This window comes from Microbacterium sp. GbtcB4 (assembly GCF_019091465.1).
In the GTDB taxonomy this organism is placed as follows: domain Bacteria; phylum Actinomycetota; class Actinomycetes; order Actinomycetales; family Microbacteriaceae; genus Microbacterium; species Microbacterium paraoxydans.
Map to the genome: position 1 here is coordinate 37,893 of NZ_JAGXJJ010000001.1, position 14,964 is coordinate 52,856.

The 14,964-nt window shown below is 71.3% G+C and carries 11 protein-coding genes; 7 read left to right on the plus strand and 4 right to left on the minus strand.

The features are described 5' to 3' along the window. Nucleotides 1-141: 141 nt before the first annotated feature. Nucleotides 142-3,327, minus strand: a complete 3,186-nt coding sequence (locus tag KVS71_RS00145; RefSeq protein ID WP_217582756.1) for a S8 family peptidase — start codon at nucleotides 3,325-3,327, stop codon at nucleotides 142-144. Nucleotides 3,328-3,502: 175 nt separating this feature from the next. Here KVS71_RS00145 and KVS71_RS00150 point away from each other — a divergent pair, with 175 nt between their 5' ends. The 4 genes from KVS71_RS00150 to KVS71_RS00165 all read left to right on the plus strand — a co-directional run bounded on the left by KVS71_RS00150 (nucleotide 3,503) and on the right by KVS71_RS00165 (nucleotide 7,497). Beyond that, nucleotides 3,503-4,048 carry an ECF transporter S component gene (locus tag KVS71_RS00150; RefSeq protein ID WP_060923064.1) on the plus strand — a complete coding sequence of 182 codons (546 nt, stop codon included), beginning with the start codon at nucleotides 3,503-3,505 and terminating at the stop codon, nucleotides 4,046-4,048. Between the two features lie 79 nt (nucleotides 4,049-4,127). Then, nucleotides 4,128-5,795: an ABC transporter ATP-binding protein gene (locus KVS71_RS00155; RefSeq protein WP_217582759.1), complete on the plus strand. Its 1,668-nt coding sequence runs from the start codon at nucleotides 4,128-4,130 to the stop codon at nucleotides 5,793-5,795. Further along, the gene (locus tag KVS71_RS00160) at nucleotides 5,792-6,610 is read left to right on the plus strand and encodes an energy-coupling factor transporter transmembrane component T (protein ID WP_217582760.1); all 819 of its coding nucleotides are present in this window, start codon (nucleotides 5,792-5,794) and stop codon (nucleotides 6,608-6,610) included. Before KVS71_RS00155 ends, KVS71_RS00160 begins: the two co-directional genes overlap by 4 nt. Before the next feature lie 11 nt (nucleotides 6,611-6,621). Further along, nucleotides 6,622-7,497 (plus strand): siderophore-interacting protein, encoded by an 876-nt coding sequence (locus KVS71_RS00165; RefSeq protein ID WP_217582762.1) that lies wholly within the window; start codon nucleotides 6,622-6,624, stop codon nucleotides 7,495-7,497. Nucleotides 7,498-7,594: 97 nt separating this feature from the next. Here KVS71_RS00165 and KVS71_RS00170 read toward each other — a convergent pair whose 3' ends face one another. Together KVS71_RS00170 and KVS71_RS00175 are read right to left on the minus strand one after the other, a co-directional pair. Beyond that, a complete protein-coding gene (locus KVS71_RS00170; protein WP_060923068.1) occupies nucleotides 7,595-8,758 on the minus strand; it encodes an acyl-CoA dehydrogenase family protein in 1,164 nt (387 codons plus the stop codon). A gap of 164 nt (nucleotides 8,759-8,922) precedes the next feature. Then, complete coding sequence (locus tag KVS71_RS00175; RefSeq protein WP_105949181.1) at nucleotides 8,923-9,852, minus strand: M15 family metallopeptidase; 930 nt, start codon at nucleotides 9,850-9,852, stop codon at nucleotides 8,923-8,925. Between the two features lie 74 nt (nucleotides 9,853-9,926). Here KVS71_RS00175 and KVS71_RS00180 point away from each other — a divergent pair, with 74 nt between their 5' ends. Together KVS71_RS00180 and KVS71_RS00185 are read left to right on the plus strand one after the other, a co-directional pair. After that, nucleotides 9,927-11,018: an Rv2578c family radical SAM protein gene (locus KVS71_RS00180; protein ID WP_217582764.1), complete on the plus strand. Its 1,092-nt coding sequence runs from the start codon at nucleotides 9,927-9,929 to the stop codon at nucleotides 11,016-11,018. Between the two features lie 43 nt (nucleotides 11,019-11,061). Further along, the gene (locus tag KVS71_RS00185) at nucleotides 11,062-11,601 is read left to right on the plus strand and encodes a YaeQ family protein (RefSeq protein ID WP_060923581.1); all 540 of its coding nucleotides are present in this window, start codon (nucleotides 11,062-11,064) and stop codon (nucleotides 11,599-11,601) included. A gap of 67 nt (nucleotides 11,602-11,668) precedes the next feature. Here the strand turns inward: KVS71_RS00185 and KVS71_RS00190 are convergent, their stop codons facing one another. Continuing rightward, nucleotides 11,669-13,777, minus strand: a complete 2,109-nt coding sequence (locus KVS71_RS00190) for a DEAD/DEAH box helicase (protein WP_217582766.1) — start codon at nucleotides 13,775-13,777, stop codon at nucleotides 11,669-11,671. Nucleotides 13,778-14,050: 273 nt separating this feature from the next. Between KVS71_RS00190 and KVS71_RS00195 the strand changes: the two genes are divergently transcribed. After that, nucleotides 14,051-14,947, plus strand: a complete 897-nt coding sequence (locus tag KVS71_RS00195) for an aldose 1-epimerase family protein (RefSeq protein WP_217582767.1) — start codon at nucleotides 14,051-14,053, stop codon at nucleotides 14,945-14,947. The last annotated feature ends 17 nt before the right edge of the window (nucleotides 14,948-14,964 follow it).

A 14,964-nucleotide genomic window follows, 5' to 3' on the forward strand; every position in this document is an offset into this window, starting at 1 on the left:
CGTCCCGCTGTCGCTTCCGGATCCGGGGACGCTGCGACGAGCGGCGGCGGCCGTGCGACGAACGGATGCCCGAATGCGACGGCACGGCCGCACGAGGGATTCCTCGTGCGGCCGTGCCGGTGTCGTGCAGACGATCCCGGATCACCCGGGGGCGTCGGTCTCCGGAGGCTCGGTCGGCTCCGGGGTCGGCCCCGGCGTCGGAGTCGGATCCGGGGTCGGCGTCGGCTCGGGAGTCGGCGACGGCTTCGGCGCGGGAGTCGGCGTCGGCGCGGCATCCGCGGGCGTCGTGACCGTCACCACGGTGCGCACGGCCGAGTCGCCGTACTGGACGAGTCCGAGGTAGCGGGTGCCGGCGGTGAGACCGCTCCAGCTCAGCTCGTAGCTCGTCTTCTCCCCGCGGACCGCGTCGATCGGGTTCGGCGTCGCGGTGAACGACCCCTCTCCGTCCGGCAGCACGGAGGCGTGGGTCATGTCCCACGTCATCGGCCCGGTGGTCGCGTACACGTTGGCGACGACGAGGTAGGTGCCCGCTGTCGGGGCGGGGATCGTCACCTGCTCGTCGGCCGAGCCCGTCGCCGACTGCCAGCGCTCGTAGTAGCGCAGGTCATCGGGGCTCACCACCCGGTAGACGGTGAGGTCGAGATCGCTGCCCTCGTCGTCGGACGAGTCGAGGTCGAACCGCGAGAGGGTGGCGCCCTCCGGCACGTCCACGATCCAGGACACGTCCTTGTTCGCGTCGCCCGACTTCTCGTTCCCGGAATGCCCCTCGACCGGGTTGTCCGGGTCGATGAGGAGCTGGAACGGCGTGAGACCCGAGACACCCAGCGCCAGATCACCGTCGAGGCCGGGGGTGATGTCCACCGTCGTGCTGCCGTCGACGCCGGTGCCGGTGACCTCGGCCGGGGCATCCGCCGTGACCGGGAACACCGCGATCGGCGAGCGCACCGTGTTCTTCTTGCTCGTCCAGGTGAGTGAACCCGTGGCCCACTGCTCGACCGGCGCGGTGGTGCTGTCGAACGTGACCGTGAAGGTCTTCGTCTGCCCCGGCTTGTCGAAGGAGAGCTGGGACGGCGTGACGGTGACGTTCACGCCGGGGACGGAGGCCTTCGCCGTGAACACGCCCTTCTCGGTCGAGGTGACCGAGCGGGTGACGGTCTGCGCGCTGGCCAGGGAGCCGATCGAGATCGATGCCTGGTTCAGATCGCTGCCGTCGATGGGGTCGATGCCGGGGAAGTCCGACAGCCCCTTCCCGTCGAGGAACGCCGCCCAGTCCTTGAAGCCGTTGAGGTAGAGCAGACCGGGGTTCAGGAACCGCGTCGCATCGACCTGTCCGGCTCCCTGCTCGAACGGGTTCGTGTTCTTCGATCCGTCGGGGAGCACGGTGTCGGAGGCCGTCGTCATCAGGGCCGAACGGATCTCGCCCGGGGTCGCCCGCGGGTGCTCCCCGAGGTAGAGCGCGCCGAGGCCGGCGATGTGCGGGGAGGCCATCGACGTCCCGGAGAGGATGCCGAAGGTCGGGTCCTCACCCGGGGCGTTGTGCGTGGCGGCGAGGATCGCCACTCCCGGAGCGGCGATGTCCGGCTTGAGGACATCGGTGCCGTCGGCGAGGACCGGTCCGCGGCTCGAGAAGCCCGCGATCTGCGGGGTCGGCGTGATCACACCGGTGGTGTTCTCGCCGACGAGGGTGATCGGCCGATCGACTCCGCCCTGCACGTAGGCGAGCACGGCCGCACGGTGCACGGCGTTCAGGTGCACCGTGGGCACGGCGTGGAAGTCGTTGTCGAGGGAGTCCGCACCACCGGGCACGTTCACCAGGACCATGCCGATGCCCCCGGCGTCCTTCACGACCTGCGACTTCTCCGCGCGGGCGTTGCCGCCGCGGTCGCAGACGACGATGTGTCCGGCGACCTTCGCCGGGTCGAGGGTGCCCGGCAGGCACAGCTGCGCATCCGCCGCACCGGACGCCGCGGCATCCACAGCGGCGATGGAGGGTCCGGAGACGCTCTCGCCGAACGGGACGGTCACCGAGGCCCCGGCCTGCTCGAAGCCGTCGAACTGCACGGTGCCCTCCCACGTCGGGATGGTGGAGGCGGCGACCGTCGTGTACCACGGCGAGGCGTGGTCGGCGGTGACCGGATCGGGGCCGTCGTTGCCCGCGCTGGTCGCGACGAAGACACCGGCGGCCGCGGCGTTGAGGAACGCGAGGTCTTCGGGAGCCATCACGGTGCTCGCGGCGCCGCCGCCGATCGAGTAGTTGATCACGTCGACACCGTCCGCCACGGCCTGATCGATGGCGGCGACGAGGTCGCTCAGCGCGCAGATGTCATCCGTGGTCACGGTCGTGTCCGGGCCGACGTAGCAGGCCTTGTAGGCCGCGACCTTCGCCCCGGGCGCGACACCGGAGACCGTTCCGAAGTCGACACCCTCGACCTCGGCGTCCACTCCGAAGTTGCCTGCGGCGGTGCTCGCCGTGTGCGAGCCGTGACCGTCGCCGTCGCGCGGGGAGAGGTAGTCGTACTGGAAGTCGAACCCGGCCGCCTGGGCTCCCGCGAAGAAGTACTGCCCGCCGATGAGCTTCGTCGAGTAGTCGCGCTCATCCCAGTCCTGACCATCGACCATCGCGCCGCGGAACTGTCCGCCGTCGGACTTGTCGAAGTAGACGTAGGTGCCGTCGGTGTACGGGTCCGTGCCCTTGTGCCGGCTGTTCTGCTTCTTCTGCTGCTTGAGCTTCTTGCCCTCGAACGAGGGGTGCTCGGGAGCGATGCCGGTGTCGATCACGCCGACCACGACGCCCTCGCCCGCCTTCTTCACGCCTCCGGTCTGCTGCCACACCCCACCGCGACCCTTGCGGTCGTCGCCGAGGCCGAGGTAGTCGGTGGAGGTCTGCGCATCGGGGTGACGGATCTCGTCGGGGTACACCCCGAGGACGTCCTTCGAGGCGCGGAGCTGGTCCACCTGCTCACCCGAGAGGTCGGCGCTGAAACCGTTGAGAACCACCTGGTAGGTCGTGTCCGGGGTGACGCCGACGTCGTTGATGAGGCTCTTCTGCTCCGACTCGAGGTGCTTGACGTAGCGCCGCGCGTCCTGCGACTGCGTCTCGAGCTGCTCGCCCTCGTCAGGCTTCGTCGCCTTCAGGCCCTTGACATCGCCTTCGTAGCTGGCGAGGGGATCGGCCTTCATGATCACGATGTAGTGCCCGGGGGTCCCCGCGACCGGAACGGGGTGCGTCACCTCCCCGGTCGCTGCGTGGCCTGCGGTTGCCGTCGATGCGATGAACAGCGTCGCCAGGGTGGTGGCTGCTGCGATCCGAAGGGGTGTTCGACCCATATCTCGCTCCTGATGATCCGATGATCCCGATGCCGCGTCGTCGCCGCACCGCGGCTCACGATAGCCCCGCCTTCCGGCGCCGGATCGAGAACTGAAAGATGGTCGCCCCCGATCGTGCCGATCGGTCAGGATGGACGGCGGCCGACTCTCCGAATGTCGCCAGTAGGCTGGAGACGTGGCCCGAACCTCCGTCCTGTCGACCAGAGTGCTGCTGATCTGCGCGGCGATCGGTGTCGCCACGGGCATCCTCGGCGGCATCGCCGGATGGGTCACTCCCCTCCTCCTGGCCAGCCCCCTGCTGTTCCTCTACGGGCTCGTGCTGGGCTCGCACGTGCTGCCGGGCATCATCGCGCAGGAGGTGCTGCGACTGCCGTTCGTGGCGCTCATCACGCACGTGTTCGCGGCGCTCATCGCGAGCGCCTTCAACCCGGCGTGGTCGCTGCGGTTCATCGGCACGGCGCTGCTCTTCGGCCTCATCCAGGAGGGTGTCGCCGCCCTCACCCGCTATCGCTCCTGGGGCGCCTGGCGGTTCTTCGTCTCGGCGGTCGTGATCGGCGTCGTCGTGGCGGTGGCGGTGTTCTTCGCGGCGAACCTCGCGGTCATGCCGCTGTGGGCCCAGCTGCTGTACCTGACGATCTCCGTGCTCGGTCCGGTGGCCTGGACGGCGATCGGCCTCGCCATCGGTTCGGCGCTGCGCACCGCCGGGGTCGCGCGCCGCTGATCGCGCACGGGCCCACTGGCAGCACAGGTAAGGCTCAGCTAAGTTAGAGGCACACCCTCCGTCGAACCAGGGACGTGCCGTGCGCCCATCCGCACCCCTCCTCCGCGTGCGCGAGCTGACCCTCACCCACGCGGACGCCGTGCACCCGTCGCCCCGTGACGTGACCTTCGACATCGATCCCGGCGAGGTCGTGCTGCTGCTCGGCCCGTCCGGTTCCGGGAAGTCGACGCTCACGCTCGCCCTCAACGGCCTCATCCCGCACGCGCTCCCCACGACGATGACCGGCGCGGTCGAGGCCGGAGGTATCGACACCACCACCGCGCACACCGCGACGCTCAGCACGCACGTCGCCATGGTCTTCCAGGATCCGGACGCGCAGATCGTCACGGGGACGGTGTACGACGAGGTGGCCTTCGGCCCGGAGAACCTCCTGCTCCCGGTGGAGGCCGTGCGCGCCCGCGTGGAGGAGGCGTTGCGGCGCGTCGGCTTGTGGGAGCGCCGCGACGACAACCCCGACCACCTGTCCGGCGGCGGGCGGCAGCGTCTCGCCATCGCCTGCGCCCTCGCGATGGGCTCTCCTCTCATCGTGCTGGACGAGCCGACCGCGAACCTCGACCCGCAGGGGATCGACGACGTGTACGCGGCGCTGACCGAGGTCGTCGCCGCCGGAGACCGGGCCATCCTCCTCGTCGAGCACAACCTCGATGCGGCGATGCGCTTCGTCACGCGCACCATCGTGCTCGACCGCGAGGGCCGGGTGGTCTTCGACGGTCCGGCGGCCGAGACCATCCGCGCGCACGCCGACGAGCTCCTGGCGATGGGGGTCTGGCTGCCCGCCGCGACGCTCGCCGCCCTCCGCCTCCGCGACCGGGGGATCGTCCTCGACCCGCTGCCGCTGACGCCCGAGGCGCTGGCCGCCGCACTGCCTCCCGGCCCCGGCGCCGCGTCCTCGGTGCCGGTCGACGGCCCTCGCCCCGCCGGACCAGAGCCGATCATCCGGGCCCGCGGCCTCACCGTCGCGCGGCGCCGCACCGAGATCCTGCACGGGGTCGACCTCGACATCGCCGCCGGGAGCCTCACCGCGATCGTCGGGGCGAACGGGGCGGGCAAGACGACGCTGATCCAGGCTCTCGCCGGAGTCGTGCCGCCGCCGAGGGGTCGGGTCTCCGCCGACGGCATCGATCCAGGGACGGCCTCCCCTCGGGAGCTCGCGGTCCGCATCGGCTTCGTGTTCCAGAACCCGGAGCACCAGTTCATCGCCGCCACCGTGTTCGACGAGCTCGCCCACGGTCTCCGCCTGCGCCACGTGCCGGACGACGAGGTCCGCACGCGTGTGGCGGAGATGCTGGAGCGGTTCGGACTGTCGCACAAGGCCGGGGTGCACCCGTTCCTCCTCTCCGGCGGTGAGAAGCGACGGCTCTCAGTCGGCACCGCCCTCATCAGCCGCCCCCGTGTCCTCGCCCTCGACGAGCCCACCTTCGGGCAGGACCGCGCCAGGGCGGCCGAGCTCCTGGCGCTGCTGGAGAGCCTCCGGGCGGACGGCACGACCGTGGTCATCGTCACCCACGACCTGCAGCTCGTCGCCGAGCACGCCACCGACACGGTCGTCCTCGCCGACGGGCGGGTCCGGGCCGCCGGTCCGACGGCGGAGCTGTTCGCCGATCCCGCGATCCTCCCCTCCGCGGGCTTGCGCGTCCCCGCCTTGCAGCGCGTGCTCACCGCGGCCGGGTGGGAGGTGTCGCCATGACGATGACCACGCTCGATCCGTATGCGCCGCTCACGGCCACGTCGCGGCGGCAGTTCCTCTACGGCCTCAACCCGCTGGCGAAGGTCGCCGGCTTCGCCCCCGCCATGCTGCTCCTCGTCTTCGTGCGAGATCTGGCCACCCCCGCTGCCTTCCTCGTGCTCGCCTACGTCCTCATCCTCGTCGGGGCGCGGGTGACGGGGCGCCTCCTCGCGCTGCTCCTGCTCGGTCTGCCCGTGGGCATGGTCGCGATCGGCGTCGGCTTCTCGCTGTGGGTCGACGCGGCCCTGGTCGCCGACACCACCCCCGTCGTGACGATCGGTGACTGGACCCTCTACGGCGGCGCCCTCCTCATCGGGTTCGCCACGGCGCTCCGACTCGGATCGATCGTCGCGCTCGCGCTCGTCGGCGGCCTCACCACCAGCGGCTCCGACCTCGTGCGTGCGAGCGTGCAGCAGCTGCGCGTGCCGTACCGCATCGGGTACACGGCCCTGGCCGCCTTCCGCTTCGTGCCCCGCTTCGGCCACGAGCTCGCCGTCATCCGTGCCGCGCACCGGGTGCGCGGCTCCCACGGCGGCCGCGGGCCCTTCGCCCGGATCGCGCGGGGCTGGGGGTACATCGTCCCGCTGCTCGCGGGTGCCATCCGGCATGCGGAGCGCGTCGCCCTCGCGATGGACTCCCGGGCGTTCGGCGCGCATCCGACCCGGACCGAGCGGCACCTCGTGCCGTTCCGCACGAGGGACACCGTCTTCACCGCGGCCATGCTCGCCGCCTCGGCGGCGATCTTCGTCGTCTTCTTCCCCTGGCAGCTCCCCTGAAAGGCGCCCGCATGGCATTCAGCAAGATGGTCAAGCCGGAGACGGCCGAGCTCCTGTACCTCACCGTGCTCCGTACCGAACGGCTCGCGCCGCACTGGGTGCGGGTGACCCTGGGCGGCGGCGAGATCGACCGCTTCCGTCCGATGGGCTACGACCAATGGTTCCGGCTGTTCCTGCCGATCGGCGGGGAGGCCGGACTGGAGCGCGTGCCCGCCAAGGCCAACCGGATGTTCGGGTATCTGAAGTTCCTCCGCATCCCCGACGGCGAGCGCCCCGTGATGCGCAACTACACCGTGCGCGCGTACCGCCCGGCCACGCCCGAGACCGGCGCCGAGCTCGACGTCGACTTCGTGCTGCACGGCTCGGCGGCCGACGGCACCGCCGGTCCGGCCTCCCGATGGGCGGAGACCTGCGCCCCCGGCGAGCACGTCCTCATCATCGACGAGGGCCTGACGTTCAACCCCGAGCGGGGCACCGACCGGGTGGTGCTCGTGGGCGACGAGACCGCCCTCCCCGCGATCGCGTCGATCAGCGCCTCCCTGCCGGCCGACGCCGCGGGCACGGCGATCATCGAGGTCCCGTCCGCGGAGGACGCCCTGGAGTTCCCGCATCCGTCGGGGCTCGACGTGGTGTGGATCGTGCGGCCTCACGAGATCCCGCCCGGGGTTCTCGCCCTGGACGCCCTCGCTCGCACCGCTCTGCCCGATGCTCCGTTCCACGCGTACGCGGCCGGCGAGCAGTCCCTGGCCTCCGGCGTCCGCAAGCAGCTCGTCGGCGAGCGCGGCGTCGACAAGAATGCCGTCAGCTTCTGCGGCTACTGGAAGATCGGCGCCGCCTCCCCCGCCTCGAAGGCCGCCCGCGAGGCCGCCGCCGAGCCTCTCGCCTGAGCCCGGGCACGACTTCGGAGCCACAGCACGACACGCCGGGGCGGACGAGGCCGCCCCGGCGTGTCGTCGGGGATCTCCGAAGCTGTGCCCGGAGACCTCAGCGCTTGCCGGCGATCTGACGCCCGACGATCTCGCGCATGATCTCGTTCGTGCCGCCGTAGATGCGGTGCACACGGGCGTCGAGGAAGGCGCGGGCGATCGGGTACTCCGTGATGTAGCCGTAGCCGCCGTGGAGCTGGACCCCGGCGTCGAGCACCTCCCACTCGCGCTCGGTGGCCCAGAACTTGACCTTCGCGGCCTCTTCGGCCGAGAGCCTGCCGTCCTTGTACGCCAGGAGCGCGCGGTCGATGAAGGCCCACAGCGCGTCGACCGTGGCGGACATGTCGGCGATGGTGAAGCGGCTGTTCTGGAAGTCGATGATGCGCTCCCCGAAGGCCTCGCGGTCCTTGGTGTACGCGACGGTCCAGTCGAACGCGGCCTGCGCGGCGGCGGCTCCGGCCACGCCGATCGAGAGGCGCTCGAGCGGGAGGTTCATCATGAGCTGGATGAAGCCCTTACCCTCGACGCCGCCGATGAGGTTCTCCTCGGGAACGAACACGTCGCTGAACGACAGCTCGGCGGTGTCGTGACCGTGGAAGCCCATCTTCGAGAGCTTCTTGCCGTTGTCGAACCCCTCCATGCCCTTCTCGATGAGGACGAGGCTGAACGCGTCGGGCCGGTTGCCCTCGCCCGTCTTGACGAAGGTCACGACGAGGTCGGCGGTCGCGCCCGACGAGATGAACGTCTTGGCGCCGTTGACGAGGTAGCCGCCGTCGACCTTCTTCGCCGTGGTCTTGATGCCGCGCAGGTCGGAGCCGGCACCGGGCTCGGTCATCGCGAGCGCGCCGACGACCTCGCCGGTGGCCATGCGGGGCAACCACTTCTCCTTCTGCTCCTGCGTGCCCATGTGCACGAGGTACGGCACGGCCAGGTCGTCCTGGATGCCGAAGGCCCCGGCGAGCGAGCCGGCTCCGGCCGCGATGACCTCTTCGTTCACGATCGCGCGGAAGCGGTAGTCCTGCAGCATCCCGGCGCCGCCGAACTCCTCGGGCACGGAGAGCCCGATGATGCCCGCCTCACCGGCGGCGCGCATCGTGGCGCGGTCCACCTCGCCGGCGGCGTCCCACTTCTCGATCGCCTCGTGCGTGACGTGGCGCTTGACGAAATCCTTGACGAGGTCGCGGAATGCCTCGTGATCCTCTTCGTAGATGTCGCGTTCCATGCCGTCCTCCCGAACGTGTCGTGCGTCGTTGCTCCGGCGAGTCTACGGCGGGAACACGGGGCAGGACAGGCGATTGTGAGAATGCATCCCATCCCGAGTGGGACTGGGTACCGCCTTTGTGGAAAGCCTCAGAGCACGCCGAGCGCCACCGCGGACCCGTCCGCTCAGTGCTCGTAGTCGGGAGCGGCGGGCAGGCCGAAGAACTCCTCGAGGGTGTGGAAGCCGCCCTCGTGATACGCCGCCGCGAGCTCCGTGCCGACGTAGCGCAGGTGCCAGGGCTCCGGCGCGTATCCGGTGACGGGGGTGCCGACCTGCTCGTAGCGCACGATGAACCCGTACTCCCAGGCGTGCGCGGCCACCCATTCGCTCTGCCGCGTCGCCCCGAAGCCGTCGAGACCGCCGCACCCGGCATCGCAGGCCACGACGTCGAGGGCGAGACCGGTCTGATGCTCGCTGTGACCCGGCCGCGCCGAGCCGGCGTCCGCGTCGGCCTGCCCCTGGTCCCGCACGTGCGCGCCGTAGGTCGCGACCTGCAGCCCATAGGACCGGTAGCCGTTGTTCGCGCCGAGGCGGCCGACGCCCGCGGCCTCGGCGGCCTCCGCCATGCGCCCGGCCGCGTCGGCGACCTCCGCGCGCACGCGGCCCGACGGCGTCGTCATCTGCAGCGGCACCTGGCCCAGCCCCTCGGGCTCGTAGGCGGCGGGGTCGAGCGGACGCCCCTTATTGACCACCACCCAGATCCGGGCGGGATCGCTGAGCGAGACGCAGGGCGCGTTCCCCGCGACCACCGCCTCACGGAAGCGCGCTCCGCCGCCGAACCCCGCGATGGCGGCGGCGTCGTCCCCCGCCGCGATCGCCTCCTGCACCCCGGGGTCGGCGCAAGGGTCCGCCGCCGGCGTCGCCGCGCTCTGCACCGACGGCACCTGCATCACCGCGACGGGGCGCGGGAGGGGCTCTGACGCCACGGGGGTCGCGGCCGCCCCGGTGAGGGAGAGCACCACGCCGAGCGCGGTCACCGCCAGCCCGACCGGGAGGGCGGGTCCGAGGATCGGGGAGCGCGGCGCCGCATGCTGAGCGTACGGCGAGGAGGGCATGGGTCCATTCTTCCATTCGAACATTCATGCCACACTCGCTTGACTTCGATTCGATTCTTTGTTCGACTAGGACGATGCGGTGGCAGGGACAGAAGCTCGCGGACAGCGACGAGGCGGCGCTGCCCGGTCTCGAGAACCGGTCCAGCGTCCTCCGCACGGTGACGACGCCCGAGTTCGCCGGGATGACGTTCCACGAAGTTCTGTCGAAGTCCGCCCTCAACCACGTCCCCGGGGCGTCGCGCATGCCCTTCGCCTGGACGATCAACCCCTACCGCGGCTGCTCCCACGCCTGCACCTACTGCTTCGCACGGGGCACGCACGAGTACCTCGACCTCGACGGCGGCGCCGACTTCGACACCCAGATCGTCGTCAAGGTCAACGTCGTGGAGGTGCTCGAACGGGAGCTGCGCCGCGGGAGCTGGCAGCACGAGACGGTCGCTCTCGGCACGAACACCGACCCGTACCAGCGGGCCGAAGGGCGCTACGCCCTCATGCCCGGCATCATCGAGGCGCTCGCGGCGTCGGGCGCTCCGATGTCGATCCTCACGAAGGGCACGCTGATCCGCCGCGACATCCCGCTGCTGAAGAAGGCGGCACAGCGCGTGCCGGTCGACGTGCAGATGTCGATCGCGATGTACGACGACGCGCTGCAGAAGGCGATCGAGCCCGGCGCTCCGACCACGCAGGCCCGCCTCGACACGGTACGCGCCCTCGCCGACGCCGGATTCCCGGTCACCGTCTTCCTCATGCCGATCCTGCCGCACCTCACCGATTCCCTCGCCGCGATCGACGACGCCCTGCGCCGCATCAAGGCCGCCGGAGCGCGGAGCGTGATCTACGGGGCCCTGCACCTGCGTCCGGGCGTCAAGCCGTGGTTCTTCCAGTGGCTCGACGAGAACCGCCCCGACCTCGTGTCGTCCTACCGGGGGCTCTATCCCGGAGCGTCCGTCGAGGCGCCGAAGCCGTACCGGCAGTGGCTCGCCAAGCGCGCTCGTCCCCTCATCCGGATGCACGGACTCGATGGGCGGCACGAAGACGACTATCCGCGGCGCGGGTTCCGCCCGGGCCAAGGCCACGTGCAGACGGAGACGCCGGCGGCCGGGCCGGTCCTGTTCACCCCGAGCGGCCGCGCCGCCGCAGCCCCTCCCCAGCCGATGCTGTTCTGAGCCGGTCGAGGAGGGGGCGCAGCTCCGCGTAGGCTCGAGGATCATGGCGATCGGTTCGACAGTCCACACGTTCGAGATGCAGCTGGCCGACACCGATCGCGGGGTCTACGAGGACGTCTCGCTCCGCGCCGCCCGGCATCCCTCCGAGACCGACGCGTACATGCTCACCCGGGTGCTCGCGTACGGACTCGAGTTCGCGGAGGGCATCGCGTTCGGCGGCAGCGTCTCCGACACCGAGGAGCCCGCCGTGCTCGTGCGCGACCTCACGGGCCGGGTGACCGTCTGGATCGAGGTGGGCGCTCCCGATGCCGCACGGTTGCACCATGCCTCCCGCCTCGCGGACCGGACGGTGGTCTACACGCACCGCGATCCGGCCAAGGTCATGGCGCCGTGGGCCGACAAGCGCATCCACCGGGCCGAGGACATCCGGGTCTACAGCTTCGATCCCGGGTTCGTCGACACCGCCACGCCTCACCTCGCCCGCCGCAACACCCTGACCCTCACGGTCACCGAGGGCGTCCTCTACCTCGACCTCAACGGCACCGCCCTCACGACATCCCTCCACGAGCACACGCTCCCCTGACCCCGGTGCAGAGTGCGAAAAGGCCCCGGAGACCGAAGTCTCCGGGGCCTTTCTGATCCCGAATGCGTCAGGAAGTGAGCTCGGCGGCGGACGGCACGCGCCCGGCGATCTCCTCGATCACGTCGTCGTCCAGGCGGGCCTGCTCGAACGGGGCCTCGATCTCGGCGCGACCGAGCAGCTCGGTCATCCGGCGCTGGCGCTGTCGCGTGATGAGCGTGACGACCCGGCCCGTGCGCCCCGCGCGACCCGTGCGACCGGAGCGGTGCAGGTACGTCTTGTACTCGTCCGGCGCGTCGGCCTGGACCACGAGGTCGATGTCGTCGACGTGGATGCCCCGCGCGGCCACATCGGTGGCGACGAGGACGTTCACCCGACCCGAGGTCAGCTTCTCCAGGTTCCGCGTGCGCTTGGCCTGGTTGAGATCGCCGTGCAGCGAGACGGCCGGGATCCCCGCGTCGTCGAACTGGTCGGCCAGCATCTCGGCGTAGGCGCGAGTGCGAGCGAAGACCAGCGTCTTGCCCTCGCGGTCGACGAGCGACGTGAGGATGTCCGCCTTGTCGCGGTGCTCGATGACGAGGACCCGGTGCTCGATGGTGCTGGAGCCCTGGTCTTCGCCCGCGACCTCGAACACGGCGGGGTCGACGAGGAACTCGTCCACCAGCGCCGCGACCTCGCGGTCGAGGGTCGCGGAGAACAGGAGCTTCTGGCTGCCCTCGGCCGTGCGGCGGAGGATGCGCTGCACGGGCTCGACGAATCCGAGCTCGCACATGTGGTCGGCCTCGTCGAGCACCGCGATCCGGCAGTCCGACAGGTCGAGCTTGCCCTGGTTCATCAGGTCCTCGATACGGCCCGGGGTGCCGATGACGATGTCGACGCCCTTCTTCAGCGCGCCCACCTGGCGGCCCTGGGGCACCCCGCCGTAGATCTGCGTCGTGAAGAGGCCGACGCTGCGGGCGATCGGCTGGATGGTCCGGTCGATCTGCAGCGCGAGCTCGCGCGTCGGGGCGAGGATGATCGCGCGCGGCGCCCGTCCGAACTCGCGGCGTTTGCCCGCCTGCGACTGCAGCACCCGCTCGACGAGCGGTGCCCCGAAGGCGATGGTCTTGCCAGAGCCGGTGCGTCCGCGGGCGAGTACGTCGCGCCCCTCGAGGACGGCGGGGATGCTCGCCGCCTGGATCGGGAACGGCGTCGCGGCGCCCATGTTGTTCAGGGTCTCGGTGATGTTGGAGCCCAGGCCGAGGTCGGCGAACGTGACGCCCTCGACCTCGACGGCCTGCACGGCCTGTGCCTCGAGGCGCTCGTGGACGACGTCGTCGGCCTGCTCGAACGCCGCCTTCGGCTTCGCGTTCCAGTCGCTCCGGGTCGGACGCTCGTCGCGACGAGGGCGCTCGTCCCGACGGGGCCGCTCGGTGCGGTAGGCCCCTCCGGTCGACGGCCGCTCGCGTCCGCCCTCGAAGGAGCGCTGCGTGCGGTCGCGGTCGAACGCGCGGCGCGCACGGGCGGCGTCGTACGAACGCTCGCCTCCCCGGTCCCCCGCACGGTCGCGATCGTCGCGGCGAGGACGCTCGTCGCGGTCGAAGCGGGGACGCTCCGTCCGGCGGTCATCGAAGCGCGGGCGGTCGTCGCGGTCGAAGCGCGGGCGCTCCGTCCGACGGTCGTCGAAGCGCGGACGTCCGCCGTCGCGGTGGTCGTTGTCGCGGAACCCCTGTCGCTGCGAGCCGCCGCGGTCGTCGCGCCGCGGACGGTCGTCGAACCGGCCAGCGCCGGACCGGTCGTTGTACCGCGGACGCTCGGCGCGGTCGTCGAACCGGCCGCCACCGGCGCGGTCGTCGCGGCGGTGCGGGGCCTCGCGACGCCCGGACTCCGCACGGGTGCGGATGCTGCGGGCCTCGTCGCGACCGGCGCGCTCCTGGGAGCTCCAGCGGCGCTTCGGAGCACCGGACTCGGTCTCCTCCGGGCGGTAGCCGCGGTGCCCGGGGCTGCGGCTGCCGGGGCGACGGTCGTACCCGCCGGCCGCGCGACCCTCGCGGTCGTCGCGCGCGGGACGCTCGTCGCGAGCCGTGTCCCGACCGCCGGCCGGACGGTGACGGTCGTGGAACGAGGTCTTCTTGGCGCCGTAGCGCGGCTCGAAGTTCGCAGCGGCGCGACCGCCGCGGGGCTTCTTGTTCTTGGGCATTCGGGTGTCCTTCTTGCGTTCTCGCACGAGAACAGCGCTGCGCGCACGCGCGAGCACTCCGATCCAGCGGAGTCCGGACGATCTGCGGCCGGGGCCATTCCTGTGATGGTTGATTCGCGTCGATCGACGCGCACCATCGGCCCCTGGACTCACACTTCACACACTGAAAAACGTCCGCGCCCTGCGCGGGTGTCCGAAGCCGACCGTCTCAGTCTACCCGGCATCCCTGGGAGACCCCCGCACTCCGGCGGCCTGCGGCACTACGATGTCGAGGTGAACTCCGTCTCTCCCACCGGCACCCAGGTGCACCTCCGCCTCGGCGACGTGACCGCGCAGATCGCCCAGGTCGGCGCCTCGCTGCGTGCCCTCCGGATCGGCGAGGTCGATCTCGTGTCGCCCTACCCGCTCGACATCCCGACCCCTTCCTGCTCCGGAGTGGTGCTGACGCCGTGGCCCAACCGGGTGCGCGACGGCCGCTGGGACGACGAGGGCACAGTCCGTCAGCTCGCCGTCACCGAGCCCAAGACGAACAACGCCAGTCACGGTCTGCTGCGCTTCACCGCCTATACGGTCGAGCAGACCGAGGGCGCCGCGACCCTGCGCGCGACCGTCTTCCCGCAGACCGGGTACCCGTACCTGATCGAGACGTCCGTCGCGTACGTCCTGACCGCGGACGGGATCGACGTGACGCACACGCTCACGAACTGGTCCGACTCCGCGGCGCCGGTCGCGCTCGGCACGCACCCGTTCCCGACGATCGGCGACGTCGATCCGCACGACCTCGTCCTCCGCGTCCCCGCCCGCACCGCCTTCGCGACGGACGACCGGATGCTGCCGGTCGGCACCCGTCCGGCCGAGTCCGCCCTGCGAGAGGGCGTCCGCGTCGGTGACGTCAGCCTCGACACCGGCTTCACCGACCTCGAACGCGACGCCGACGGCCGGGTGCGGCACACGCTGACCGCTCCCGACGGCCGCGCGATCACCCTCTGGCAGGGCGAGGGCTTCGACTTCGTGCAGGTGTACACGGCCACGAACTACCCCGATACCCCGCTCGCGGTCGCGATCGAGCCGATGACCGCGCCGGCCGACGCATTCAACAGCGGCCGGGGCCTGCGCCGTCTCGCTCCCGGCGAGACCTGGACCCTGGAGTGGGGCCTCACCTTCGCCTGACCGCGGTTCACAACTCC

Excerpts from the sequence above, each read along its gene's own strand:
- KVS71_RS00145 (WP_217582756.1), bottom strand. The coding sequence starts at position 3,327 with ATGGGTCGAACACCCCTTCGGATCGCAGCAGCCACCACCCTGGCGACG.
- KVS71_RS00180 (WP_217582764.1), top strand. The coding sequence starts at position 9,927 with ATGCGGTGGCAGGGACAGAAGCTCGCGGACAGCGACGAGGCGGCGCTG.
- KVS71_RS00160 (WP_217582760.1), top strand. The coding sequence starts at position 5,792 with ATGACGATGACCACGCTCGATCCGTATGCGCCGCTCACGGCCACGTCG.
- KVS71_RS00170 (WP_060923068.1), bottom strand. The coding sequence starts at position 8,758 with ATGGAACGCGACATCTACGAAGAGGATCACGAGGCATTCCGCGACCTC.
- KVS71_RS00165 (WP_217582762.1), top strand. The coding sequence starts at position 6,622 with ATGGCATTCAGCAAGATGGTCAAGCCGGAGACGGCCGAGCTCCTGTAC.
- KVS71_RS00190 (WP_217582766.1), bottom strand. The coding sequence starts at position 13,777 with ATGCCCAAGAACAAGAAGCCCCGCGGCGGTCGCGCCGCTGCGAACTTC.
- KVS71_RS00185 (WP_060923581.1), top strand. The coding sequence starts at position 11,062 with ATGGCGATCGGTTCGACAGTCCACACGTTCGAGATGCAGCTGGCCGAC.
- KVS71_RS00175 (WP_105949181.1), bottom strand. The coding sequence starts at position 9,852 with ATGCCCTCCTCGCCGTACGCTCAGCATGCGGCGCCGCGCTCCCCGATC.